Source organism: Gallintestinimicrobium sp. (assembly GCF_046968865.1).
Classification (GTDB): domain Bacteria; phylum Bacillota; class Clostridia; order Lachnospirales; family Lachnospiraceae; genus Gallintestinimicrobium; species Gallintestinimicrobium propionicum.
Genome location: NZ_JBKVPW010000004.1, coordinates 56,286 through 81,523 on the forward strand (window position 1 = coordinate 56,286; position 25,238 = coordinate 81,523).

The window sequence follows — 25,238 nt, forward strand, 5'->3', positions numbered from 1 at the left end:
GTGGTGCCGCAATGCTGAGTGATGAACAGCTGGATGTCCTATCTGGCGCGTTGGTGCCGCTTTACCAGCATCTGGAAAGCTGGGTAATCGCAGACGTGGCACGGCGCATCCGTGATACGCTGAAATACACCAGAACAGCAGAGCTGGAAGTGAAAGCGCTGCAGGCATTGGGATACAGCCCGGCACAGATTCGGGCGCGTGTTATGAAGCTGCTGCGGGCAGATAAAGAATACCAGAAGCAGGTGGAAGAAAACACGCTGCAGTATAAACGGGAAGTGGCGGAGCTGCTGAAACAGATCGATGGGCAAGCAGCGATTGCAGAAAAAGATATTATGGAAGCTGCTGCATCTATGGCATGGGAGAATGATCTCAGTCTGTGGGACGCTGCGGGGGCTGACCTGAAAGAAAATAAAGAGCTGTCGCAGATCACGAAGGCGATGCAGCGGCAGACGCAAGGCGAGCTGCAGAATATTACCAAGACAACCGGGTTTCGTACCGGCGCCGGAATCGAACCGGTGCTGGAGGTGTACCGGCGGGAGCTCGACAAAGCGGTGGTAAAGCTTACCAGTGGGGCGGCAACGCAGCGGCAATGCGTACAGGATGCAGTCAGGGAGCTGGCTCAAAGCGGTTTGCGGACGATTGACTATGACAGCGGGCGCAGTTATCAGATAGACACTGCGGTCAGAATGTGCGTCAATACGGCGGCTGGTCAGCTGGCGGCGCAGATTTCGAATGCGAATATTCTGGAAAATGACGTTACCCTGGTAAGGGTATCGGAGCACTGGGGTGCCCGAGATAAGGGCACCGGAGTTCAGAACCATAAAGAATGGCAGGGAAAGGTCTACAGCATTGATGGAAAGCAGCATCCGGAGGAAGAAAAGCGGATCAGAATGGAAATCACAGATCTGCAGGATGCGACCGGATACAGTGTGCAGGAAAGCAGCGGTGCGGTGGATGGTCTGCATGGTGTGAACTGCCGACACAATCATTACGCGTGGTTTGAGGGGATCAGCGAGCTACCGAAGCCCGATCCAGAGCCGGGACCACGGGAGATTAACGGCAAAACCTACAGTTATTACGATATGACGCAGGGGATGCGCCGGAGGGAGCGTGAGCTTCGGGCACTGAAACGGGAGCGGGAAGCGTTGGATACGCTTGGTGAGAATACCAAAGACATTCGTGCAAAAATCCGTCAGAAGACAAAGGAGTATAACCAGTTTTGCGATGCCTGCGGTCTGCGACCGAAACTGGAACGGACAAGGGTTGAAGGGAAAAGCACTGATCTGACGAAAACGGAGGCCTGGAAAGAATATAAGAATGCAGGAAAATCGATCGAAAAGCCGATCAGGTTAGGTGATCTTTATAATGTTAAAATAAATCGAAGTGCCCGAAATGCAAATATTTCAGCGAAAGATATTTTGGCAGTGAAGCATACGATAGCTGAATTGAGCAGGGAATATCAGTTCAGACTTGATGAAATAGAGATTGGAAATTATACTGATGAAGAACACTTGAATGTGCCGATGCTTGCTCGTGTCACTGATAATAGTGGAGAATTAAGAAGGATTTTGGTCCTTAATAATGCCAATGCCATGTGGTCGGACAGTGCATACAGGAAAGATATTTTTGACGGTTACTTTTTTGCAGGACGTTCTGTAGAAGAGTTTACGGAACACGAGCTTGCGCATTTTATTACTTATGAGGGATGCGACACGATGGAAGAGTGTGAAGCGTTGGATGAGAAGATTGAACCAATGTATACTAATGGGGTTTCGCGTTATGCCTGGAAGTCCAAAGATGGGGCAGAGACGATTGCGGAAGCATTTGTGAAAAAGCGGCAAGGACGCAAAATCAATGATGAAGCGAATCAGCTTCTTGAATTGTATGTGGAGGTGTGGAGAAAATGATAAAAGTTCCAGTATGCTTTGCGTGTGTACATTACGGACATGACAACCATAGTTGTCCGGCATATCCAGACGGAATTCCGGACGACGTTTTGTTTTTGCGAAAAAGGTCTGATAAAGACTGCGGGAACGAAGTAGGATTTAAAGACAGATTTAAAGACAATAAATAATCAATGATGCGTAGGGAACCGATGCGAGAAAGCACCGGTTCTTTTTATTGCATAAATTCCGATCGGGGAAAGCCCGATTCACAAATTATTTTAGGAGGATGACACTATGAAAAACATTTTTGACCTGCTGAAAGAGTATGGCGTGGAACTGCCAGAGGACAAGAAAAAGGACTTTGAAAAAGCCCTGCTGGAAAATTATAAGACCGTGAAGGATTATGACGCCCAGAAGGATAAGCTTGCGACAGCGGAGGCGAAAGTGACTGCGCATGAAACCACGATAAATGATCTGCGGGAGGACTTGAAGAAGTTCGATGGCGTGGATGTGACGGGACTGCAGAACAGGATTACAGCTCTGGAAACTGACCTGCAGAACAAAGACACAGAATATACGCAGAAGATCGCAGACCGTGATTTTGACGATCTCTTGTCTGAGAGCATCCGCACTGCGAAAGGCCGCAATGCCAAAGCAATCCGCGCGCTGCTTGATGTGGACACACTGAAAGCGTCTAAAAACCAGAAAGACGATGTGGCTGCCGCAATCAAAGCGCTCACGGAAGCAGAGGACAGCCGAATGCTCTTCGGGGAAGATGAACCGGCAGAGATCGGAAGTGTGATTGCGACTGTAGGCAGAAAAACAGGAGCGGCCGAAGATGCTGCAATGCGTGCGGCGATGGGGCTGCCGCCTGTAAAAAGTGAGTAGAAAGGAAAAATGAAGAATGGCGAACACAATCGTATTGGCGAAGAACTATGTACCTCTGCTTGATGAGGTATATAAAAGGGAATCTGTAACAGCAGATTTGACAGGGGATCCTGCAATGGCGCGGGCAGGGGCGAACGCGAATGAAATTGTATATCCTCAGATTGCAGTAACTGGTCTGGGCGATTATGACCGCAATAGTGGTTACACACAGGGAACAGTTGATTTTAAGTGGCAGACAGCGAAATACAACTATGACCGCGGTGCGAAACTTTCTGTAGATGCTATGGATAATCAGGAGACCTACAACCTTGCCTTTGGTATGGCAGGCGCAGAATTGATGCGAACAAAGGTTGCGCCCGAAGCCGATGCATTTACCTTCGCAACACTGGCAGGGATTGATGGCATTTCTAAAGGCGACGCGAAAACGCTGGCAGATGCGAAAGCGTTTCTGGAAGAGCTGCTTTTGGCAAAAAACAAGATGGACAACGACGAAGTGCCAGAAGAGGGACGAATCCTGTATGCGACCGCAAATCTGCTGAACGGACTGATGATGCTGGACACGTACAAGTCCAAAGAGATCCTTTCCCATTTTGCTATCAAGAAAGCTGTACCTCAGGGGCGCTTCTATACGGCTATTGACCTGTTAGATGGCAAATCTGCAGGCGAAGAAGCAGGGCATTACAAGAAGGCTGATGCCGGTAAGGAAATCAACTTCATGATTATCCACAAACCTGCGATCATCAAGCATGATAAGCATGTGGTCTCCAATGTGATTCCGGCATCGGCAAACCCTGATGCGGATGCAGATATCGTGAAATACCGCAAGTACGGTCTGGTGGATGTTTATAAAAATAAGGTTGCAGGTATTTACCTGAGCCATAAGGCGTAAGGAGGAGTATATGAGAACAGTAGGTATGGGAGCAGAGAAGAAGCTGGATGCACTTGAGAAGCTGAAAGCAGAGAAAGAAGCTCTTTTAAAGGAAAATGAAGAGCTCCGTAAGGCGGCAAAGACGAAATCAGCGAAGACGAAAGAAGAGGAGTGACGGGAGGGCAGGAATGGCGTATATAGACTGGGAGTGGTACAGCAACCACTTCCCTTTGGAAGAAATGACAGAGGATGAATTTATGCGCCGCCTGCCTGCCGCTGAGATGAAGGTGGATATTCTGACCCATTATCGGGCACGGGATGCTACCGGATACAAGGGAGAGCAGGTCAAGGCGTGCGTCGCAAATCTGATAAACCGTTCTGCAAAACTGGAACAGGACGGTGCAGGTGACAACGTGAAATCCGCTTCGAATGATGGATATTCTGAAACGTATGAGCTGGTGACGCCGGAACAAGCAGAAGAAGCGCTTCGGAAAGAATGCTTCCGCTGGCTTTCTGGAACCGGGCTGATGGGGGCGATGTAATGGCATTCTTTGATGATGTTATGACAGTATATAATTACCGGCTGGAAAACGGCGAGGAAAGATGGAACCGCAGCGTGGTAAGGGGTGTCCAGTGGCGGCATGGAAAGCGGCGGGTAAGTGCTGACAAAGGAGTCTTTACGGATGAACCGGAGGAATCTGTTACAGTTGACTTTACCCGGACATATCAAAGGAATCCTCTTTATGTATCGCCAAAGGAATATGCGTCCCTTGAGGATAAGGGCGGTTCCTGGACATTGAATCCGGCAGATGGAACGGACTTCATTGTGTGTGGCGAAGTGGCTCAGGAGATCGGGGACGGTTACAGCATTTCGCAGCTGAAAAAGGATTTTGATGCGTATGTGATCGTATCAGTATCGGATAATCGGAACCGTAATCGGTTGAAACATATCAGAGTGGTGGCAAAATGAAAAGGTTTGATGCGCAGGCATGTATAAAACGGCTGGGGCTGGAAGATGGCGGGAGCGTGCAGAAAGCGGTTGATCAGAGCATTTTGGATGTTTGCGAACCGTATACGCCGAAGGATTTATCCAGCGGGGCAGACGGCGGAGGGCTGATCCGCAGTGCAATCATGCACACTGTGATCGGAAGTGGGGAAATTGTATGGCGGACATCCTATGCCCATTATGTCTACGAAGGCAAGGTATATGTGTATCCGATCACCCATGAAGCCGGATTCATGACGGAAGACGGCTGGCGCTCCCGAAAGAACGTGTCCAAAATCCCTACAGACAGGAATCTGAATTATCAGGGAGCCCCTAAAAGAGGCGCGCACTGGATTACCAGGGCAATGCAGGATGGCGGCATTAAGAAGGTAGAGGACGCAGCCAGAAAGGCAATTAGGAAATGACAATCATCGAAAGCATCGTACAGTTTTTAAACCAGTACGAAAAAGAAAAGATTGGCGTGGACAAGCTCGGCAGCAGCACGATGTCGTACAGCCTGATGAAGGAGCCGCAGGAGAATGTCCAGCGTTTTATCAGCGGGCTGGAAGTACATACGGATTACTACCAGCTGGCAGCCCGTCGGGATGCAGCCAGTGAAGCAGACCGGATTGCCAATAATGCCTGGGGACAGGGAATTGCAGAGTGGATCAGCCAAAGGGAACAGGCGGGGGAATATCCGGCTTTGGACGGTTATGTATGCACCGGAATCGGGATTTCAACGCCATTTTATTTTGGTGCGTCGGATAATGGCAGCGCTGTATACCAGGTAACAATCAAGATCGAATATCGGAAGGAGAAAAGTAGATGAAAAGACATGAATTACTCCACTATGTGGATACGTCTATGGGATCCGGCAGCCCGACGTATGCGCTGCTGGGCGACGGTATTACTTCTCTGTCGGAAGAAATGAACCCGGAGGAAGAAACACAGCAGTGGATTAACCAGGAAAACGGGGATTCGGAGGTGAAGTCCTACACACCGTCGATCGAGGTGGAAAAGCAGGACTGCATCGACGATGATGCGCAGGCATGGATCGATAAGATGGTGGATGAAATGCCGACCGGATCGTCGGCGGTAACCAGTTATGTCCGGTTCCGCCTGCGGGATAAGGTTTCTGACGGTGTGTATACGGCATATAAACGCCAGTGTGTCGTTGTAGTAAACAGCACAGGCGGCGACGCTGGCGGAAATGTCGTGAATAATATCAAACTCGGTGGAAAGGGTTCGGCAGTGAAAGGAACCTTTGACGTAGCGAAGAAAACATTTACGGAAGGGGCGGCAGAATGAGCGAATTTTACAAAGAGCTGCGGGTCGACAACGGCCTGCGCAAGATCGGCGTAAATGACAAAGGCGATTATCTGGAAATTTCCATCAATGACAGCTCGGTTTTTGATCGGTTTGCAGATCTGATGACCTGGCTGCAGGAAAAAGAAAAGGATCTGAACCAGTTCCAGAAAGATCACGCAGGGGAAAAAGCGGATGATCCGGAAGTCCTGGGGATGTATGCCGCAAAGCGGACGGAAACGTATCAGGAATGCTGCCAGCGTCTGGACAAGGTCTTTGGGGAAGGCTGCTGCAGGAAAGTGTTCGGCGAAATTGTCCCGGATGAATTACTGATTATGGACTTTATCGAACAGATCGGCGATGTTCTGCATGCGCTTGGACAGGAGCGGAACAGACGGATGGCAGAGAAGTATAACCGCCGGAGAAAAGGGGCAAATACCAAAAAGCCCGAAGGTGATGTTTAACATCCTGCTCGATCCGCTTCCGACGCAATGGCATGGGTATCGGATTGATCCGGATTTCCAGATTGGAATCCAGATGATGCAGATCAGCACAGACAATGAGATTTCTGAGAGAGAGAAGGTATGGCTTATGGCTGACCTTCTCTTTTTTGAACTTCCGGGAACCGCACAGGAGATCACAGACGGGGTTCAATGGTTCCTCGGCGGCTGGTATACGGACAACAGCGAAAAATCGGAAAAAGATTCGCCCCCGGTTATGGACTGGGACATGGATCAATGGAGGATTTACAGCGCATTCAGAAAGCAATACGGAATAGACCTTAACACTGTGAAAATACACTTTTGGGTATTTATGGGGTTGTTGACAACACTGGATGAGTGTGCGTTTACGCGTGTTGCAGATATCCGCGGCAAGATCGTAACCGGAAAAATGAGCGCTGATGAGAAAGAATTTTATCGGAAAGCAAAACGGCGTTACGCTATCGGCGCGCAGGAGGAAGAGACCAACGAAGATAGGCTGGCAACAGAGGAATTTTTGAAGCTGGCGGGATTGAGGTGATGGAATGACCTATGATGGAGAGATCCGGTTAAAAGCAGTTGTCGACAAAAGCGGAGTCGTTGATCTGGAAGCGGACCTGGGCGAAGTTGAGAAAAAAGCAGGCGATGCAGAGAAAGCGGTGCAGGATATAAAGCTGGATGACAGCACCGAAAAATCTGCGAAGAGAGCAGCCGGCGGGGTGCAAGACTTAGCCAGGGAAACACGAAAGGCAACAGAAGAAACGCAGCGCTTGAATCAGGCTATGCAGGATACCGAGCGGCATCGGAACACCAAAATTCACATGAACAATGGGCAGGTGTTTGACTGGGGCGGGAATCTGATTGAAGATGCTTCCAGAAATACCGATGAGATGGAAGCAGCGCAGGAGAGACTGTCTGCAACAGCTCAGAAAACCGAACAGGCGATGCGCAGCATGGCGGAAGAAACACAGAAAGTCAATGATGCATCGAAAGGGCTCGGAGATAACGCGGCGGATGGAATAGAGCAGCAGCTCACGCCTACCCAGAATATGATTGCCTTTATCAAAAAGAGCTTTCAGGATATTCCGGAGATGTTCGGAATGTTGAAGGAAAAAGTGAGTTCCGTCCTGCAGCCGTCAGGCGCTGGTTTGGGCGAAGTGGATATGACCAGCTTTCAGAAAACAGAAAAAGACTGGGATAACCTATCTGAGAAGGCAGCGCACTATAAAGGCATTCTCGAAGAGCTTGACCGGAAGGGAAAGGGGTTCGGGGACGCGGATTATGATGAAGCATATGTGCAGTGGCAGCGTGCAGAACAGGCAATAAAGGACTATAAAGCGCAGCTGATAAACACCGGACAGAAGCAGTTGGATTTGAAAAGAGGAATCCAGCAGGTCGGGGAAGAAAGTAAGAAAACATACCGGAAGATGAATCAGGGTACGAAGAAAACGGGTTCTCTGTTTTCCACGATGGCGAGCAGATTGAAAGGAATTATGCTGTCCCTGTTGATCTTCAACTGGATATCCAAAGCGTTCAATGCCATGATAGCAGGAATGAAAACAGGCTTTACAAACCTGATGGGATATTCAAATGAGTATGCCAACACGGTGCAGTCCTTGAAAAATGCGATGTCGACGCTAGGAAATTCATTTGCGGCAGCGTTTGCGCCGATCGTTTCGATGGTGATTCCGTGGCTGACGCAACTGATCAATGCGATTGCAAAAGCGATCAGCTATATCGGTCAGTTCTTTGCAATTCTTGGTGGCAAGAATACGTTTGTGCGGGCAAAACAGATTCAGGATTCGTATAACAGTTCTTTAAATAAAACTGGCTCAGCTGCAAAAAAGGCAGCGGGGGCGTTGGCAAAGTTTGATGATCTGGATGTGCTCCAGAAGCAGGATTCATCCGGAGGCGGAGCATCCGGCACGCAGCCGAAAGATATGTTCGAGGAAGTGCCGGTGGATTCCAAAGTAGTTGACTGGTTAGACGGCATTAAAGAAAAGCTTTCTCCCATTTTGGAATATCTCGAAAAGGTGCGTGACGTGTTCGCAGATGGCTTTTTTAAAGCACTTGGGGATCCTACGGACAGGCTCGAAACAATCCGGAAGGGATTGGAACAGATCAAAACAGCCATGATTGACATCTGGACAGATCCGGATGTGCTGGGGGCGGCTGACAGATGGGTGATGTCTCTCGTGGAGATGCTTGGCAGCTTTGCAGGCATGCTCGTAAGTGTAGGTTTAAGCTTGGCAGCGTTTCTCATCGGCGGATTCGGGCAATATTTAGAGGAAGATAAAGAGAAGATTAAGCAGTGGCTAATTGAAATGTTTGATATTAGCGCAGAAATCAATCAGCTACTGGAGGATCTTTTTATCGGAATCGCAGAGGTGTGTGAGGCTCTTGCCAGTGAGGCTGGGATCAGGATGGCAACGGCGCTGTTTGGAAGTTTTTTTAGCGCACTTGGCGGTATGTTAGAATTGCTGGCGAAAGTTGTGAGAGACTTTTTAGAAGTGCTCATCCAGCCGTTTACAGATAACGCAGCGCTTTTTGAGCAGGCATTTGAAAATCTTTTTGGAAGCATCGCAACATACCTGGAAGGACTTAAACAGGCGCTTGATGACTGCTTTGCATACATAAATAGAATGTATGATGAGTACGTGAAGCCGTTTGTAGACAGTTTTGCAAACGGTATAAGCAGTATTATTACAAATCTAATGAACGCATGGAATCAATATATACAGCCTACGATTGACAGGATCGCCGAAAAAATGTCCTCGCTGATGAATGACCATTTTGTACCGCTGGTGGCTGTTTTGTCAAGCGTGATTGGGCATATTACATCCCTTTTACAATCCGCATGGGAAACGATTATTCAGCCCATATTGGACTGGATCATCAATTATGTTGGAATCCTCCTTGTTGAGGTGTTTAACTTGCTTGTAGATATCTTGCTCCAAGGCGTGCAACTTATCATTGACGGCTTTACTAACTTTATGGCGTTTCTGGACACGTTCGTTCTCCGTCCCTGGGCAGAGGGCTGGGAAAATGCGAAAGAAATCTTTGCGTTTTTCTGGCAAAGCATTAACGAACTAAGCGAATTTTTAAGAAAAGCGCTTGAAAATGTGTTTAAGCTTATCAGGAAGCTGATTGATGGGGATTGGAAAGGCGCCTGGGATACTGCAGTTGATATATTTGATAAAGCGAAGAAGACAATTGAAGACAAATTAAATGCGTTAAGAGACTTCGTTGCAGGTATATTTAACTCAATAAAGGAAAAGTTAAGCGAGCTTTGGGATTCCATCGGCGGATTTAGTGGAATCGGAAACGCAATCAGTGGGATGCTCGGCGGAGGCAGCAAAGGTGGTGGAAGTGCCTCTACAATGGCAATGTCTATGGATGACGCGTCTGCTACTTTAAATAGTATTCCTGCACTTGCGTCTGGCGCTGTGATTCATGGCGGGAATCCTTTCTTGGCTATTCTGGGCGACCAACCTGTAGGGCGAACCAATATCGAAGCGCCACTGTCCACAATCGAACAGGCATTGGAAAATGTGATGAACCGAGGCGGTTATGGCGGACTGAACCCTACGATATCTTTAAACGTGGATGGTCAGGAGTTCGCAAGGTTGACGCTGCAGGATATTTTGAAGGAAGCGTCCCGGCAGGGATACAACGTAGAAGTATTGGGGGTGGTCTGATATGAAATTTACACAGGGCATCATAGTGGACGGGACATATTTTGATCTGCCAATGGTGTCCCTGAAAAGAAGCGCAGATTTTCTCGATAAGTACGCAGAGAGAACAGAAGATGGCGTGCTCCACCGGGAGCTGATCGGAGTGTATTACAACTTCACGCTTACCGTCGGGGCAAGCACGGCTTTCGGGGAAACCACAGACTATGACGCATTCTGGGATAAGATGACGGAGCCAGCTGAATTTCACGATTTTGAGCTGCCGTCAGGAAATGGTGTATACCGTTTTACCGGGTATATTTCATCTGTATCCGATGAATACTCCAAAATTTTGGTGGGAGATTCGCAGTTTAAAGGTTTTACCTGTAAGATGACAGCACAGGCGCCGGCAAGGAGGCCGGGATGACAACAGATTTTTTTGTGGAATATGGACTTTATGACACAACTGCATTGCAGGACGCGAAAGAAAGCTCCGAAACAAATGCGGTTTTTGGAAATATCGGGCTACTCAAATCAAGGAACTGTCCGCCTGATTATGCCACTCTGGAGCACAATTTTTTTGCGCTGGATGGCAGCCTGCACGAGATGCCGGATCATCCAACAGACATCCCGTTTTTTTCCAGCGTACAATCCGGGGCAGATGGGATCTTTGCAAAACAGCCTGTGATCCAGATAGATTTTACAGAAAACCATACTTCGGTCGGATTGACATTCTGTTTTTCTGAAACGTATCCGCTTGAGATGGAAGTGACATGGTATGACCTGAGCGGCACATATAAATCACGGCAGCGCTTTTTCCCGGACAAGCTGGATTATTTTGCTCAAAATCAAGTGGAAGAGTATGGACGGATTGAGATCCGCTTTATTCGCGCCCTGCCGTGGCGCAATGTAAAATTGAACTACATTGAGTACGGCACAACGTATATCTGGGGACCGGAGGTTATAAAAAACGCGAAACTTGTGAATGACACAGATCCGATCAGTAACCAGATCAAGACGGATAAGCTTACCTTTGATTTTGTTGATCCTGATGATACCTTTAACATCGGCAATCCGAATGGATTGCATAAAACCCTGCAGAAAAAACAAAAAATGCTGCCCTATGAGATCGTTGGTGGCGTGGAAATGCCGTTGGGCGTATTTTTTATGGATTCCAACAGCACAACTAAGAATGTCAGCAAAATATCCGCAATCGACTACAAAGGTATGTTGGCAAACGTCGATTTTAAGGACGGGCGAATTTATGCAGGAGAACCGGCGGGAAGCGTGATTGATGAGATCATGAGGGCGGCTGGGATTGTGGACTATACGGTGGACAATGAGGTGGCAAATATGCCACTATATGGAACACTGAAAATCCAATCCTGTCAGAAGGCTCTGAGGGAAGTTCTGTTCGCCTGTGCGGCGATTTCAAACACATCCCGAAAATCTGGCATTGAGATCCGGAAGGCGAACCGAAGAACATCGGTAACGATCCCGCGCAGCCGGAAGTTTTCAACGTCCTTAAAAACAGATCCGTATGTGTCAGATGTGAATGTGAAATACAAGACATGGGTGCTGGATGAAACGGAAAGCGAGATCACGAAAGGAACGTATGGACCAGGCGTGCATACGATTCAGCTTACCAATCCGGCGACTAATATGTCCGCGTCGGCAGGCAGGATCGTCAAGCAGATGCCCTATTATGTTGTGTTGGAAATTGCAGAGGATACCCGCACAGAGGTCACGATCGTGGGTCGAAAGTATGTTGGCGAGGAATTGGCAGTTCTCTCCAGCATTGAGTATATCAAATCCGGAGAGGTGCGGAGCACTAAAACATTTACCGGGACGCTGCTGAATTATGAAAGTGCGCAGAGAGTAGCCGATAACATTCTTGATTATTACCAGCTCCAACAGATCATTCAAACGCGGCATTTGGCGGCGGAAGAAAAAGCGGGGGACTGGGCGGAAGTTGAAAATACGTTGCAGGCTCACGGCAATTTTGTTGCGTGTATCGAATCCATCAGCATTGACCTTGTGGGGGGATTTATCGGGACAGCAAAATATCGTGGGTACTACAAGTTGACGACGGAAGAGTATTACTCCGGAGAGCTGTATGCGGACGAGGAGGTAGGGATTTTCTGATGGAATGGATATATGACCGTACACAGGAGGATGTGGAGCGGGCAAAACTGCTTACGCAAAAATATGCTGCGGGGACAATCACGGAAACGGAGAAAAAAGAATGGGCTGCAGGAATGAAAGGCGCGCTGAATGCCTCAGACCTGAACAGGATTGAAGGGAATATCCGGGAAATCGCTGGAATTTTAGCGATAACTGTAACAACGAAAACGTGGGAAAAGAATCAAATCCCACGAGTAAGTGATTTTAAAAGAATCCGTGATAATGTACAACGCATCCGGGACGCATGGAGTACCTTGAAAGATACCCCAGTTACGCCAGATACGCCGCTGGTTACTTATCAAAAATGGAATGCCATAGAGCGGATTTTACACGATGTCAAATATGTATATGACCGCGTCATGGACAGTTATTATTATTGCGGCGATGAAATCTACGCCGGGGAAGGAATAGGAATTTTATAATGGCAGAGACATGGTTTACGCCAAAAGAGTGGAAAGCCCGCCTTGTGGAATTTGCAGGACGGCGGTTGCTGAGAAATGTTGCAAACGGAGAAACTGTAACATATGACGTATCCCGTAGCGAGGGGCAGGTTTCGCAGGAGGGCGATGCGTTTAATACTAAAAATATGAACGACCTTGAACAAAGGGTAGCAAATGGATTTACAAACGCAAAGACAGCGGTTGATGCGCTAAGTAAAGATTTGCAAAATAAAATGAGTAAATATTATGGCTCTGCAACGTTAAGCGAGACAAATGAAAAATCGGTATTGAAACACTTACTGGTGGATGTTGATTTAATGGGAAAATACGGAAATTGCAATTTTTCTGTACTTGTTAATAGCACCCAGTTTTATTCCGGAACTATGCACTCTGATGGCGGAGTAACCGCATGGGGGCATATCCAACAGGGGAATTCCAACAATGCTCCGGGTAGTTTATACAGTTTCTATTACAACAGAGGTGCTGATCCAGTATTAAAAAAATTGGGTAGGTCCGGAACCATTGCGGGGGTTGGCGGGTATTGGATGGACCCTCCCGCCGGGGAATATAAAGAGTGGACTACCGGATGCGTTAGATGGGATGGGGATAATCTCCTGGTAACCGTAGAGGATGATTATGCACAAGGGCATTTGGCTGTTGGGGCTAAAGTTGGTAGTAAGAGTAGACCCAGGCAATGGGGCGATAAAACAGGCGGACTAATTACATTAAATTATTAATTTTAGGGAAAAGAGGTATTGTTATGAAAAAAATTGTATTCAAATCGGGGAAAGAGTTGGAAATCGACGGAATTTCCCAGAGCGGGAATAGCTTACATATATCTGTTCTTAGCAAGGATGTGGCAAGCATTATCGAAACATTTTCAAACCCGGATAATACAGCAGTAATGCGATATTATGTTGGCATTGATCTGATGTGTGGATATGCTGGGTTCAAAAAAATTGCGAGGCTCGAATATACTCCAAACATTGTATCGTCTATTGATTACACACAGGAGGACAAGACAACAGAAAGCGGATTTGCAGAAACACATGTGGATGTCTGTACAGTACACATGGAGAAAGTTGAAACAGCCGAACTTCCGGAAGGGCTGACTGATAAGGTCGCAAAGCTGGAAAACGATGTATCCAGTATCGCATCTGGCATCGATGCAATCAACGGAATTTTGGAGGGCAAATAATATGTTTACAGAAAAGGCAAAAGAGAATCTGAAAGCAATGCTGTGGCAGGCTAAGATCAGCGCGGTTGATAATACAGATGCGCAGGCGATGCGCGTGCCGTCTTTGTATGCTGACTGGGAAGCGCTGGAAAGCGGGACGCATCTGACCAAAGGACAGCGCGTCAATTATAAAGGCATGCTATATAATGTCCTGTCTGACCACGATAAGCAGACGCAATGGACGCCGGAGGCGGCGCCGTCCCTGTTTGCAAAGGTTCTCATCCCAGACCCTAACGTAACGCCGGACTGGGAGCAACCGTTAAGCACCAACGGGTATAAAAAGGGCGATAGAGTGAGGCATAAGAGCAAAATCTGGGAGTCTCTGGTAGACAACAACGTATGGGAACCGGGAGTGATGGGGACCGAAGGACAGTGGAAAGAAGTGACAGAGTAAACAGGAGCCGAAAGGCTCTTATTTTTTGCCCAAAATGGGAGAAAGTGAGGAACATATGAAACAGATATATTTTGCAATCCAGGGAGCAGTTGCAGCATTTATTGCATGGCTGTCGGCAAAGTTGGGAATCTTGCTCCCAGTGATGTGCGTGCTCATGGGTATGATGATTATCGATTACATCACAGGGATGCTGGCAAGCAAGCGGGAATCGTTGGAGCATCCCGATGATCCGACGTATGGATGGAGTTCCCGACGTGGCGCGGAAGGCATCATAAAAAAGGTGGGTTACCTGTGTGTGATTGCTGTGGCGATGGTGGTTGATTATTTGATTTTAAGAGTATCCGCAGAAACAGGATTCGAGGTGTCTGCGAAAGCGTTTTTCGGGCTTCTGGTGGCTATATGGTACATCCTCAATGAAATATTATCAATTATTGAAAATGCAGGGCGTATGGGTTCGCCTGTGCCAGAGTGGCTGATGAGATATGTTTCTGTTTTGAAAAATAAAATTGATTCTCAGGGCGACGGAACGGAAGAAAGGGTAAGGTGATCCGATTATCTCCCGGCGCAGGGTTAAGCGTGATTTTGGGGGCGGCTTCGGTCGCCCCATAAAAATAATAAGGAGCAGAAGATGAAAAGATCTGTGCCATTGAGTATGGGACTGCTGTGATCGAAGATTATACGGAGGATTGAAAGTATGGGAAGCAAAGATTTTTTGGAGAAATGCAAGAAGATTGTCGTGGACTATTTTAACAGTCGCGCGGACAAAACCGATAAGAAGCAAATTGCAGAGGATGACGTATTTGTGGTTTGGTATTGCAAGTCCCTGCAGAATCACAAGGTGCTACTTAGTACGACTGTTTCAGACGGTATGTATTATGAGATTACCCACAACGGTGACAAACAGGAAACCTATGTGGACGCATATAAGAAATGGGAGAATTTCGTTGTGAAATGATGGAGGTGCATCATGAAAAAATTAAACGTAAAGACAGCTTCCACGCAGGCAGGCAAGATTGTCCCTGTCCAGTTGGGGACGCAGTGCCGCCGGGCGATGATAAAAAATTTTTCAGCAGGGGACATCTGGGTAGGCGTAACACCGGATAGCACGAAAACAGATGGCATGATCCGTATCCCGTCAGAGGGCGCGCAGCTGCTTGTCTCTTTCTGTGCAGGGCAGTATGGAGATTTAATTGATACGGTGTATGTTATGGCGGACGCAGCGGAAGAAAACTGTGTTGAAGTACAGGCGTTGGAGTGGTAGCTATGAGAAAAATCGAACCGGAATTTATTACAGGCATGGGATATATAGGTGCGTCGCCGGGCGTGCTGTATCACATGGGAGGGGCAGGAGAGCAGACGGTTGTTACAGGCAACCCTGCCCTGCTGGAGGGTGTAAAAGGCAGCCGCTTCACCTCCCTCACCCTCTACGGCATCTCATCGCAGGGGAGCACGACTGGGGCGCAGCTGTTTGATGCATCGTTGTTAAAAAATACATCTTCTGTATCAGTGGAATGTAATGGTAGTGATATCATTATTACAGCCTTGGAGGATGGTCCATATCGGCAGACATCAAGCGTACCAATTGGATTTTTTAAAGAAGGAGACCAAATTTGTATAGCAGCAGAGGCTTTTCCAAAAGACAATGTTGTTATAATAAGAGATTCAAGCAATGCAACCATTGCCAATGTAATCATATCTAATGGGTTGAAAGAAGTTGTTACAATCCCTGCCAACGGAACGTATCGCATTATTTTGTGTATTAATAAAGGTGTTTCAGTCAAAGCAGGAACGGTGGGTGTGTTTTCGAAACTTATTGTTAATAAAGGGAATGTGTCTAAAGATTACGAACCTTACACCGGCGGCAAGCCCTCCCCGTCACCGGAGTATCCGCAGGAGATAGAGAACGCGGGGCAGGATGGGGAGATTAGAGTTGAGGTGCTGGGGAAGAATCTGCTAAGGATAGATGACAGCCTCAAAAATTACGAAAGTAATGATTATGCAGGTACGTCAAAACGCATAATATCTGCGGGGATGGTAGCTGTTGGTCTTGATAATGTTAATCGATTTTATCCGGGTAATGTCAGCAACTGCGCGATTGGAAATGGTAACATTACGTATAATACCAGATCTGCTGGTTTTGCAGTGGGAATTGGAGCAAAATTAATACCAGAACAGACGTACATATGCTCTTATGAATCAACTAATAACGGAAGATTATGCTTATTGTATTATTACGCTGATGGAACATTTTATGGAAGCCGAGATTTTATGAAAAGCAAGACTAAGTTTACCATACCCAAAAATGTAGTGTATACCGTGCTTTTGTTTCGAGATGCGGATGTGGCTGGGGATTACAAATTTTGGGACATTCAGCTTTCATCTGGAGATGTAACCACAGCCTACGAATTCTACAAGCCTCTCCAAACCGCCATTCTCAAAACACCCAACGGTCTGCCCGGAATCCCCGTATCCTCCGGCGGCAATTATACGGACGAGAAAGGGCAGCAGTGGGTAGCGGACGAGATTGACCCTGCGAAGGGCGAGAGGGTGCAGCGGATTGAAGAATACAGGTTTACTGGTACGGAAGAGTGGCTTTCGTGGGGCGTAAACAACCAAGTAGAAGGAATCACAGGCTTTTATTGGTATTTTAAAAATACGTTTTCGACCGCGCAAAAGAGAATATTGAATACTCATGCGGTATTCTCAGAAAACGCGTGGGGTGGAAGAGAAGAAGGCACAGAATTGATTATTGAGGAAACTAATGATGATTATCTTGTTTGGTCTGTTAGAAACGAATATTTAGAGGATACTTCAGACAACAATGTTGCCATTAAATCTTTTAAAAAAATGCTCGGAGAAATAAATGCCAAAATGCTGTATTGCCTTGCAGAATCCATCCGCACACCGCTCCCGCCAGAAACAATCGCCGCTTATAAGGCGCTGAAAACCTACAGCCCAACAACGACCGTGATAAACGATGCTGGCGCAGGGATGAGCGTGGGGTACAGAAGAAAGTGAGGAGAAGTATGTGGAAAGGAATTGACGTATCAGATAACCAGGGCGTGATTGACTGGGAGCAGGTGGCAACGGCAAAGGTATCCTTTGCAATCCTGCGCAGCGTGCGACGATCAGGCAAGGCAGACCATCAGTTTGCTACAAATCTGGAGAGCTGCCGGAAGCACAATATACCTGTGTCTGTATATAAGTATACCTACGCAGCTACACAGGACGCAGCGCGGCAGGAAGCACAGCAGGTCGTAGCATTATTACAATCCCGTGGGCTGACCGGTACAATGGTCTGGTGGGATGTGGAGGACAAAGATGTGCTGCGGCCGCTTGGCGCTGTAAAGCTAACATGCTGCATCCGCGCGGCGCAGGAGGTTATCACGGCAGCAGGGTACGGTTTTGGACTGTATGTTGGGCTGTATGTATATAAGGAGCGCTGGTTTGACTTTAATGCGTTTGCTGGGATACGGTTGTGGGTGGCACGCTATTACCGCGGCTATCGTACAATGACATTTGATGACGGCCCGGACCAGAGCTACAAACCATCAGTTAATCAGGATATTACAGCATGGCAGTATACGAGCTGTGGAGAGATTGCAGGCATCAAAGGCGATGTTGATCTAAATATTAGCTACGAAGATCCGGCAGCATGGACACAGCATGTGGCGGAGTCTGGAGTAATCTATACAGTATCGGTGGCGGATGTCTGGACAAAAGAGCTGGCGGAGATCGCACGGCAGCAATTCGCCGCACGCGGCATTGTCGGCGCAGTGCACAAGGTAATAATACTGGAGTAATATGCAGCGGATAATAAATTTAATCCAATGCCATGTCAGAAAATTTGATACAGGATATAAAAAATAGCAACAAAAGCAGAACAAAAAGCCTGTTTCTTCCTATATAAAAGGAATTTTCTATCTGTCCAGAGTATAAATTCTGGCAATATTGGACAGACTGGTTTATCGGCAGGCTGCAGCTTCTTTATAGGGGAAGCAGCTTTCGAAATCTGAAACAATAGAATGCATGTTCTACGATCTTTCTGTTGTCAGGAATGGAAAATACAGGGCACATGGAAAAGGGTAACAGCTTTTGCATGTGCCTTTTTGTGTATAGATTTTTTGTGTATAAGAAATGAAATTGCCCATACGATGTAAAATACTCTGTGGGGATCCTGCTGCGGCAGAGTGAAATTCTAAAAAAAGTATGAAATTCTACTTTCATAAACCTGATATGAAAATAAAAGAAATAACGAGAAAATAAAAGAAAATAAAAGAAAATAAAAGAAAATAGAACATGAACGGCGCTCAGCTGTGTTGCATAATCGACCGAAGAAACATAATATACATATAGTGTTTAGCACTCAGGACAAATGAGTGCTAACAGTAAATACGAAAGTATGAATTTTCATATAAGGAGGCAGTTATCATGAAGTTAGTACCGTTAGGTGACAGAGTTGTATTAAAGCAGCTGGTTGCAGAAGAGACAACCAAATCCGGAATTGTTCTTCCCGGACAGAATAAAGAGAAGCCCCAGCAGGCAGAAGTCATTGCAGTTGGCCCCGGCGGAGTGGTGGACGGCAAAGAAGTGAAAATGGAAGTTAAGGTTGGCGATCAGGTCATTTACTCCAAGTACGCAGGTACTGATGTGAAACTGGATGACGAAGAATATATCGTTGTAAAGCAGTCAGACATTCTGGCAGTAATCGAAGCGTAAGTTTAAACTTGAATTAGGAGGCTGATTTATTATGGCAAAGGAAATTAAATACGGCGCAGAAGCGCGTGCAGCACTGGAAGCCGGCGTTGATAAGCTGGCAAATACCGTCAGAGTAACCCTTGGACCCAAGGGACGTAACGTAGCACTGGATAAATCCTACGGAGCTCCGCTGATCACCAACGATGGTGTGACCATCGCAAAAGAGATCGAGCTGGAGGATGCATTCGAGAACATGGGTGCACAGCTGGTAAAAGAAGTTGCAACAAAGACCAATGACGTTGCAGGTGACGGCACCACAACCGCAACTGTTCTGGCACAGGCAATGATCGGCGCTGGCATGAGCAACCTGGCAGCAGGTGCAAATCCGATCATTTTAAGAAAAGGTATGCAGAAGGCAACCGAGTGTGCCGTAGATTCCATTCAGAAGATGAGCCAGAAGGTCAACGGTAAGAACCACATTGCAAGAGTTGCAGCGATTTCTGCAGCAAGCGATGAAGTTGGTCAGATGGTTGCAGATGCGATGGAAAAGGTTTCCAACGATGGCGTTATTACCATCGAGGAAAGCAAGACCATGAAGACAGAGCTGGATCTGGTAGAAGGTATGCAGTTTGACAGAGGTTATATCTCTGCATACATGGCTACTGATATGGATAAGATGGAAGCAGTTCTGGACAATCCGTATATCCTAATTACCGATAAGAAGATTTCTAACATTCAGGAGATCCTGCCTTTACTGGAGCAGATCGTTCAGTCCGGCGCAAAGCTGCTGATCATCGCTGAGGATGTAGAGGGCGAGGCTCTGACCACCCTGATCGTCAACAAGCTGCGCGGCACTTTCAATGTAGTAGCTGTTAAAGCGCCTGGCTATGGCGACAGAAGAAAGGCTATGCTGGAGGATATTGCAATCCTGACCGGCGGACAGGTGATCAGCTCCGAACTCGGCCTGGAATTAAAAGAGACCACAATGGATATGCTCGGCCGTGCAAAATCTGTTAAGGTTCAGAAAGAGAACACCATCATTGTTGATGGGGAAGGCGACAAGGCTGCAATCGCAGCGAGAGTTGCACAGATCAAGAAGCAGATCGAAGAGACCACTTCTGATTTCGACAGAGAAAAGCTGCAGGAGAGACTTGCCAAGCTGGCTGGCGGCGTAGCAGTGATCCGTGTCGGCGCTGCAACGGAAACCGAGATGAAAGAAGCAAAACTGCGTATGGAAGACGCTCTGGCAGCTACCCGTGCAGCAGTAGAAGAAGGTATCATCGCAGGCGGCGGTTCTGCATATATCCACGCTGCAAAGGATGTAGAAGCTCTGGCAAATACACTGGAAGGCGATGAGAAGACCGGTGCGAAGATTGTACTGAAGGCTCTGGAAGCTCCTCTGTACTATATCGCAGCAAACGCAGGCCTGGAAGGCAGCGTTATCATCAACAAGGTAAAAGAGTCCCCGATCGGCTTCGGTTTCGATGCCCTGAATGAGACTTATGTAAATATGATCGACGCAGGTATTCTGGACCCTGCAAAGGTTACCAGAAGCGCTCTGCAGAACGCAACCAGCGTTGCAAGCACATTGCTGACAACCGAATCCGTTGTTGCAAGCATTAAGGAAGACACTCCTGCAATGCCCGCCGGCGGTGCAGGCGGCATGGGTATGATGTAAGCTGCACAAACTTTTATAAGAAACATGAAAAACTGCTGCCGGCAGGTTTTGCCGACGGCAGTTTTTTTATGTCCGAAGCTGGTTTGCCTAGTTCGCCCGCGTCACATCATTCGCAAAAAGCGCAGCTTCGCTGCTTTTTCGCTGCTGCGCAGCTCCTTTTTGCTCATGAAATGGCGATCTCTTCGTAGAGCTCTATAAGCATCTTTTCATGCAAGCATGAAATCTGCTTATAGAGCTCTACGAGTGAACTGTGTCCTTCATTTTATACAAAGATTTGAGAAATTTGCCTTGTCTCGAATGGGGAAAATGTTATAATTTATCTATCAGACATTGAGAACGAAAACGTGAAAATCAGAAAATGAAAGGAGAAGCAGAATGTCTTATATTGACATCATCAAAGAAAAGGCCAGATCGGACAGAAAGACGATCGTACTTCCGGAGACGAATGACAAGAGAACGCTGATCGCAGCATCCCATATTATCGAAGAGGGGATTGCCAACATTATTATGGTTGGCAATGAAGAAAAGATCATGGATGGTGCAGGATGGCTGGAAGTTGATCTGACCGGTGTGCGCGTGATCGATCCTACGAAATGTGAGAAGCTGGACGAATACGTTCAGTTATTATATGAAACGAGAAAGCATAAGGGAATGACGCCCGAAAAGGCACGTCAGATTCTGCTGACCGATAACATGACCTTTGGTGTTATCATGGTAAAAGCAAATGATGCAGACGGAATGGTGGCGGGTGCATGCCATGCAACCGCAGATACCCTGCGTCCGGCGCTGCAGATTTTAAAGACCGCACCCGGTGTAAAGCTGGTATCCGGTTTCTTTATTCTGGATGTACCCAACTGTGAATACGGCGAGCACGGTACGTTCCTGTTTGCAGATTGTGGCCTGAATCAGGATCCGACCGCTGAAGAGCTTGCAGCGATTGCAGACACCAGTGCAAAGAGCTTTAAGACCCTTGTCGGCGCAAAACCGATTATCGCGATGCTGTCCCATTCCACCAAGGGAAGCGCAAAGCATCCTCTGGTAGATAAGGTTGTAAAAGCGGTAGAAATTGCACACGAACAGTATCCCGGACTGACCTTGGACGGCGAACTGCAGACTGACGCAGCGATTGTGCCCTCTGTTGCAAAATCCAAAGCGCCCGGCAGCGAAGTTGCAGGTAAGGCAAACGTTCTGATCTTCCCGAACCTGGACTGCGGCAATATCGGCTACAAGCTGGTACAGAGACTGGCAAAGGCGGAAGCCTATGGGCCAATGCTGCAGGGTATCGCAAAGCCCGTAAACGACCTGTCCAGAGGCTGTTCCTGGGAAGACATCGTCGGAGTAGTAGCATTAACTGCTGTTCAGGCACAGCTCATGTAGCGCACGCAAGTGAGTCAGCATGCTTGCATGATTGACGAACGGCGAAGTTGCCGAGTGAGCTATGCTCACGACATAATTGATACAATAGAAAAATAAACGCCGTCCGTATAGGGCGGCATTTGTTTTTCTTGCATCATTAACGAACGGGCAGCCTGCGCAGCAGGAAGTAAAGTGTGCCGGTGCGAGCCCGTGAGTCTAACAGCCTGCTGAGAATAAAATTGTGCAAACCGTCTCGGTTTTAGTTGTAAATTGGGATGGTTTTTGTTATTATGGAGAGGTGAGATTCAAATAACACGAACGGGGGTATACAAAAATGAAAATTCTTGTCATAAATTGCGGAAGTTCTTCGCTGAAATTCCAGTTAATCGATTCGGAAACAGAAGAATTGACAGCGAAAGGATTATGTGAGAGAATTGGTATCGCTGGCAGCCGGATCAGCTACACACTGACCGGTCATGAAAAGCGTAAATGGGACGCTCCGATGGCAGATCATAAGGATGCTGTCCGTCTGATGCTGCAGACACTGACGAATCCGGAAGACGGCGCGGTAAAAGAACTGTCCGAGATCGGTGCAGTCGGACACCGTGTTGTACACGGCGGCGAGCATTTTTCAGAAGCAACCCTGATCACACCGCAGGTAAAAGAAGCGATTATGGAATGTACCGTACTGGCGCCTCTTCATAATCCGGCGAACCTGCAGGGAATTGAAGATTGTGAGTTACAGCTGCCGGGTGTTCCTCAGGTAGCGGTATTTGATACTGCCTTTCATCAGACGATGGATGAAGAGGCATATTTATATGCGATTCCTTACCGTTATTACAAGCAGTTTGGAATCAGAAGATACGGTTTCCACGGCACGAGCCACCAGTACGTTTCCAGACGTGCGGCGGATATCCTGGGCAAGCCGTATGAATCGTTAAAACTGATTATCTGCCACCTTGGAAACGGTGCGTCCGTATCTGCGATAAAGGACGGCAGATGTATAGATACCTCCATGGGACTGACTCCGCTGGAAGGTCTGATTATGGGCACCAGAAGCGGTGATGTAGATCCGGGTGTACTGGAAATGATGGCAGGTAAGGATGGTAAGAACATCCACGAAGTAGTGAGAATTTTGAACAAGGAATCCGGTGTGCTTGGACTTTCAGATGGTTTTTCCTCTGATTTCAGAGATCTGGAAGATGCTTATCTGGAAGGAAATAATCCGGCTGCGACAAGGGCGATCAAAGCGTTTGTCCTTCGGGTTGCAAAATATATCGGTGCATATGCGGCAGAATTAAATGGTGCGGATGCGATCTGCTTTACAGCGGGAATCGGCGAAAACAGCCCGGTTATCCGTGAGCTGATCTGCAGCCCGTATCTGGAACATCTTGGCGTAGAGCTGGATAAGGAAGCCAACAATATCCGGGGCAAGGAGAGAATCGTTTCGACGCCATCTGCAAAGACCAAAGTGCTCGTGATTCCGACAAATGAAGAACTGGAGATCGCCAGACATACCCTTGCGATTGTAAAGGGCAAATAAGGCGTCCAGCCAGAAAATAAAGGACGGGATCAGGAAAAATGTCAGGAATTGAAATCGGAAATTTAGAAAGTTTGCATACCTTAGTATTCAGCAGTCTGGAATTTCTGTTTCGATATCTGCCGCTTTTCCTGATCCTTTTTTATGCGGTTCCGAAGCGGTTTCGGATGTTTGTGTTGTTTGCGTTTAGCTTGATTTTGTATGCGCTCGGGGATCCTGCGCATGTGCTGATTTTGCTCGGAATGTCGGTTGTCAACTGGCTGTTTGGGTACGGTCTGGCGACGGAGCCGGATGCAGACGGCAAAAGAATGTCGGGGCTTCATAGAAAAAAGGAGCATCCGGGTGTGAGGGGGCTTCGCAGGAAAAACATAAACTGGAGCGAACTGCAGATTTTCGAGGAAACCGTAGATCAGAGGAAAGAGGAGCCCTATAGAAACACGACCAGCCCCCAAACTGTCAAGAAGCGCAAATTCTGGCTGGCTGTCAGCGTTTTGTGCAACGCGTCGCTTCTGATCTTTTTCAAGCTTTCCAATGTGTTCGAGGAAAATATGCTGCTTCCGGTGGGAATTAGTTTTTATACGTTTAAAAGCATTTCCTATTTGATTGATGTGTACAGAAGCGGGCACGCGGAGCGTTCATTTCTCCGGTTTGGCGCATATTTGTGTTGTTTCCCGCAGATCGTTTCGGGACCGATTATGCGATATGGCGAGATGGAACAGGCGCAGCAGTTCGGTGTCTGGAAGGCGGCAAGGGCAGAAGACGGGCTGAAATATATCATTGCCGGACTGGGCATGAAGGTGCTGCTGGCGGATCGGCTGGGCTTTTTGTGGAACGATATCCAGACGATCGGCTTTGAAAGCATTTCGACGCCGCTTGCATGGCTGGGCGCGGCAGCCTATTCGATGGAGCTCTATTTTGATTTCGCGGGGTATTCCCTGATTGCAGTCGGAATCGGCAGGATGATCGGGCTTCCGGCGATCAAAAACTTTGACCAGCCGTATTCGTCCCGCTCTGTCAGCGAATTTTACCGTCGCTGGCACATGACGCTCGGCTCGTGGTTTCGGGACTATCTCTATATCCCGCTGGGAGGCAACCGGAAGGGAACGCTGCGCACGGTATTCAATCTATTGCTCGTATGGGCGGTGACCGGCTTCTGGCATGGCGGCGGACTGCATTTTATCCTGTGGGGGATGATTTTGGGATTACTGGTCGTGATAGAAAAGCTGTGGATCGGAAAATGGCTGAAAAAGAGCAAAATTTTATCCCATGCATATGTACTGTTCGTGATTCCACTGACCTGGATGGTGTTTGCAATTCCGACCCTGCCGGAAATCGGCGTTTATTTCGCACGGCTGTTCCCGTTCTTTGGCGTGGGCAGCGCGGTCAATCCCGGGGATTTCGCGAAAGAACTGACACTGTTTATTCCGGAGCTTGTCGGCGGCATTTTGCTTTGCATCCCGCAGGTTTACCGGTGGTGTGAAAAACACAGGAAAAATGTGATAGTAGTCGCTGCACTGTTTGTTGTTTTCTGGTACAGCGTATATCGGATGGCGAATGCGGCGAACAACCCGTTCATGTATGCGAACTTTTAAAAAAGATAGGATTGTGTGCGGGTTCATTGGCGCGGCA

General features: G+C 47.6%; 28 protein-coding genes. All 28 read left to right on the forward strand.

Annotated features, from left to right (window positions below; translation table 11 throughout):
• Positions 1-11 precede the first annotated feature (11 nt).
• A complete protein-coding gene (locus ACLTOQ_RS05180; protein ID WP_412318971.1) occupies positions 12-1,907 on the forward strand; it encodes a phage minor capsid protein in 1,896 nt (631 codons plus the stop codon).
• Positions 1,908-2,180: 273 nt separating this feature from the next.
• On the forward strand, positions 2,181-2,774 hold the full coding sequence (locus ACLTOQ_RS05185) for a phage scaffolding protein (RefSeq protein WP_412318972.1): 594 nt from the start codon (positions 2,181-2,183) through the stop codon (positions 2,772-2,774).
• A gap of 16 nt (positions 2,775-2,790) precedes the next feature.
• Positions 2,791-3,663: a hypothetical protein gene (locus ACLTOQ_RS05190; RefSeq protein WP_412318974.1), complete on the forward strand. Its 873-nt coding sequence runs from the start codon at positions 2,791-2,793 to the stop codon at positions 3,661-3,663.
• A gap of 10 nt (positions 3,664-3,673) precedes the next feature.
• On the forward strand, positions 3,674-3,817 hold the full coding sequence (locus ACLTOQ_RS05195) for a hypothetical protein (protein WP_337623161.1): 144 nt from the start codon (positions 3,674-3,676) through the stop codon (positions 3,815-3,817).
• Positions 3,818-3,830: 13 nt separating this feature from the next.
• Complete coding sequence (locus tag ACLTOQ_RS05200) at positions 3,831-4,184, forward strand: hypothetical protein (protein ID WP_337623163.1); 354 nt, start codon at positions 3,831-3,833, stop codon at positions 4,182-4,184.
• Positions 4,184-4,612, forward strand: coding sequence for a hypothetical protein (locus ACLTOQ_RS05205; RefSeq protein ID WP_349173030.1), 429 nt, complete (start codon positions 4,184-4,186; stop codon positions 4,610-4,612). Before ACLTOQ_RS05200 ends, ACLTOQ_RS05205 begins: the two co-directional genes overlap by 1 nt.
• Complete coding sequence (locus tag ACLTOQ_RS05210) at positions 4,609-5,052, forward strand: minor capsid protein (protein ID WP_349173029.1); 444 nt, start codon at positions 4,609-4,611, stop codon at positions 5,050-5,052. Before ACLTOQ_RS05205 ends, ACLTOQ_RS05210 begins: the two co-directional genes overlap by 4 nt.
• On the forward strand, positions 5,049-5,456 hold the full coding sequence (locus tag ACLTOQ_RS05215; RefSeq protein WP_349173028.1) for a hypothetical protein: 408 nt from the start codon (positions 5,049-5,051) through the stop codon (positions 5,454-5,456). The genes ACLTOQ_RS05210 and ACLTOQ_RS05215 overlap by 4 nt, the downstream gene beginning before the upstream one ends.
• Entirely contained in the window at positions 5,453-5,935 is a 483-nt protein-coding gene (locus tag ACLTOQ_RS05220; protein ID WP_349173026.1) for a phage tail tube protein, read from the forward strand. Before ACLTOQ_RS05215 ends, ACLTOQ_RS05220 begins: the two co-directional genes overlap by 4 nt.
• Complete coding sequence (locus tag ACLTOQ_RS05225; protein ID WP_412318975.1) at positions 5,932-6,396, forward strand: hypothetical protein; 465 nt, start codon at positions 5,932-5,934, stop codon at positions 6,394-6,396. Before ACLTOQ_RS05220 ends, ACLTOQ_RS05225 begins: the two co-directional genes overlap by 4 nt.
• Complete coding sequence (locus ACLTOQ_RS05230) at positions 6,389-6,952, forward strand: Gp15 family bacteriophage protein (protein ID WP_412318976.1); 564 nt, start codon at positions 6,389-6,391, stop codon at positions 6,950-6,952. Before ACLTOQ_RS05225 ends, ACLTOQ_RS05230 begins: the two co-directional genes overlap by 8 nt.
• 4 nt (positions 6,953-6,956) lie before the next feature.
• On the forward strand, positions 6,957-10,109 hold the full coding sequence (locus ACLTOQ_RS05235) for a hypothetical protein (RefSeq protein ID WP_412318977.1): 3,153 nt from the start codon (positions 6,957-6,959) through the stop codon (positions 10,107-10,109).
• Between the two features lies 1 nt (position 10,110).
• Positions 10,111-10,509, forward strand: a complete 399-nt coding sequence (locus ACLTOQ_RS05240) for a hypothetical protein (protein ID WP_349173023.1) — start codon at positions 10,111-10,113, stop codon at positions 10,507-10,509.
• Entirely contained in the window at positions 10,506-12,227 is a 1,722-nt protein-coding gene (locus ACLTOQ_RS05245) for a hypothetical protein (RefSeq protein WP_412318978.1), read from the forward strand. Before ACLTOQ_RS05240 ends, ACLTOQ_RS05245 begins: the two co-directional genes overlap by 4 nt.
• A gap of 32 nt (positions 12,228-12,259) precedes the next feature.
• Complete coding sequence (locus tag ACLTOQ_RS05250; RefSeq protein WP_337623178.1) at positions 12,260-12,688, forward strand: hypothetical protein; 429 nt, start codon at positions 12,260-12,262, stop codon at positions 12,686-12,688.
• On the forward strand, positions 12,688-13,443 hold the full coding sequence (locus tag ACLTOQ_RS05255) for a hypothetical protein (protein WP_412318980.1): 756 nt from the start codon (positions 12,688-12,690) through the stop codon (positions 13,441-13,443). Before ACLTOQ_RS05250 ends, ACLTOQ_RS05255 begins: the two co-directional genes overlap by 1 nt.
• 23 nt (positions 13,444-13,466) lie before the next feature.
• Positions 13,467-13,904, forward strand: coding sequence for a hypothetical protein (locus ACLTOQ_RS05260; RefSeq protein WP_412318981.1), 438 nt, complete (start codon positions 13,467-13,469; stop codon positions 13,902-13,904).
• Position 13,905: 1 nt separating this feature from the next.
• Positions 13,906-14,337, forward strand: a complete 432-nt coding sequence (locus tag ACLTOQ_RS05265) for a hypothetical protein (RefSeq protein WP_412318983.1) — start codon at positions 13,906-13,908, stop codon at positions 14,335-14,337.
• A 55-nt stretch (positions 14,338-14,392) separates the two neighbouring features.
• Positions 14,393-14,884: a phage holin family protein gene (locus tag ACLTOQ_RS05270; protein ID WP_337623183.1), complete on the forward strand. Its 492-nt coding sequence runs from the start codon at positions 14,393-14,395 to the stop codon at positions 14,882-14,884.
• A 147-nt stretch (positions 14,885-15,031) separates the two neighbouring features.
• Positions 15,032-15,292, forward strand: a complete 261-nt coding sequence (locus ACLTOQ_RS05275; RefSeq protein ID WP_412318984.1) for a DUF6275 family protein — start codon at positions 15,032-15,034, stop codon at positions 15,290-15,292.
• A 12-nt stretch (positions 15,293-15,304) separates the two neighbouring features.
• Positions 15,305-15,598 carry a hypothetical protein gene (locus tag ACLTOQ_RS05280; protein WP_337623185.1) on the forward strand — a complete coding sequence of 98 codons (294 nt, stop codon included), beginning with the start codon at positions 15,305-15,307 and terminating at the stop codon, positions 15,596-15,598.
• Positions 15,599-15,600: 2 nt separating this feature from the next.
• A complete protein-coding gene (locus tag ACLTOQ_RS05285) occupies positions 15,601-17,355 on the forward strand; it encodes a hypothetical protein (protein WP_412318986.1) in 1,755 nt (584 codons plus the stop codon).
• 8 nt (positions 17,356-17,363) lie between these two features.
• Positions 17,364-18,140: a GH25 family lysozyme gene (locus tag ACLTOQ_RS05290; RefSeq protein WP_412318987.1), complete on the forward strand. Its 777-nt coding sequence runs from the start codon at positions 17,364-17,366 to the stop codon at positions 18,138-18,140.
• A gap of 628 nt (positions 18,141-18,768) precedes the next feature.
• A complete protein-coding gene (gene groES, locus ACLTOQ_RS05295) occupies positions 18,769-19,056 on the forward strand; it encodes a co-chaperone GroES (RefSeq protein ID WP_021914347.1) in 288 nt (95 codons plus the stop codon).
• 31 nt (positions 19,057-19,087) lie between these two features.
• A complete protein-coding gene (gene groL / locus ACLTOQ_RS05300; RefSeq protein ID WP_021914348.1) occupies positions 19,088-20,713 on the forward strand; it encodes a chaperonin GroEL in 1,626 nt (541 codons plus the stop codon).
• Positions 20,714-21,088: 375 nt separating this feature from the next.
• Entirely contained in the window at positions 21,089-22,090 is a 1,002-nt protein-coding gene (gene pta / locus ACLTOQ_RS05305) for a phosphate acetyltransferase (RefSeq protein ID WP_021914349.1), read from the forward strand.
• Positions 22,091-22,403: 313 nt separating this feature from the next.
• Positions 22,404-23,612 carry an acetate/propionate family kinase gene (locus ACLTOQ_RS05310; RefSeq protein WP_021914350.1) on the forward strand — a complete coding sequence of 403 codons (1,209 nt, stop codon included), beginning with the start codon at positions 22,404-22,406 and terminating at the stop codon, positions 23,610-23,612.
• Between the two features lie 38 nt (positions 23,613-23,650).
• Positions 23,651-25,201: an MBOAT family O-acyltransferase gene (locus tag ACLTOQ_RS05315; RefSeq protein ID WP_412318988.1), complete on the forward strand. Its 1,551-nt coding sequence runs from the start codon at positions 23,651-23,653 to the stop codon at positions 25,199-25,201.
• Positions 25,202-25,238 lie beyond the last annotated feature (37 nt).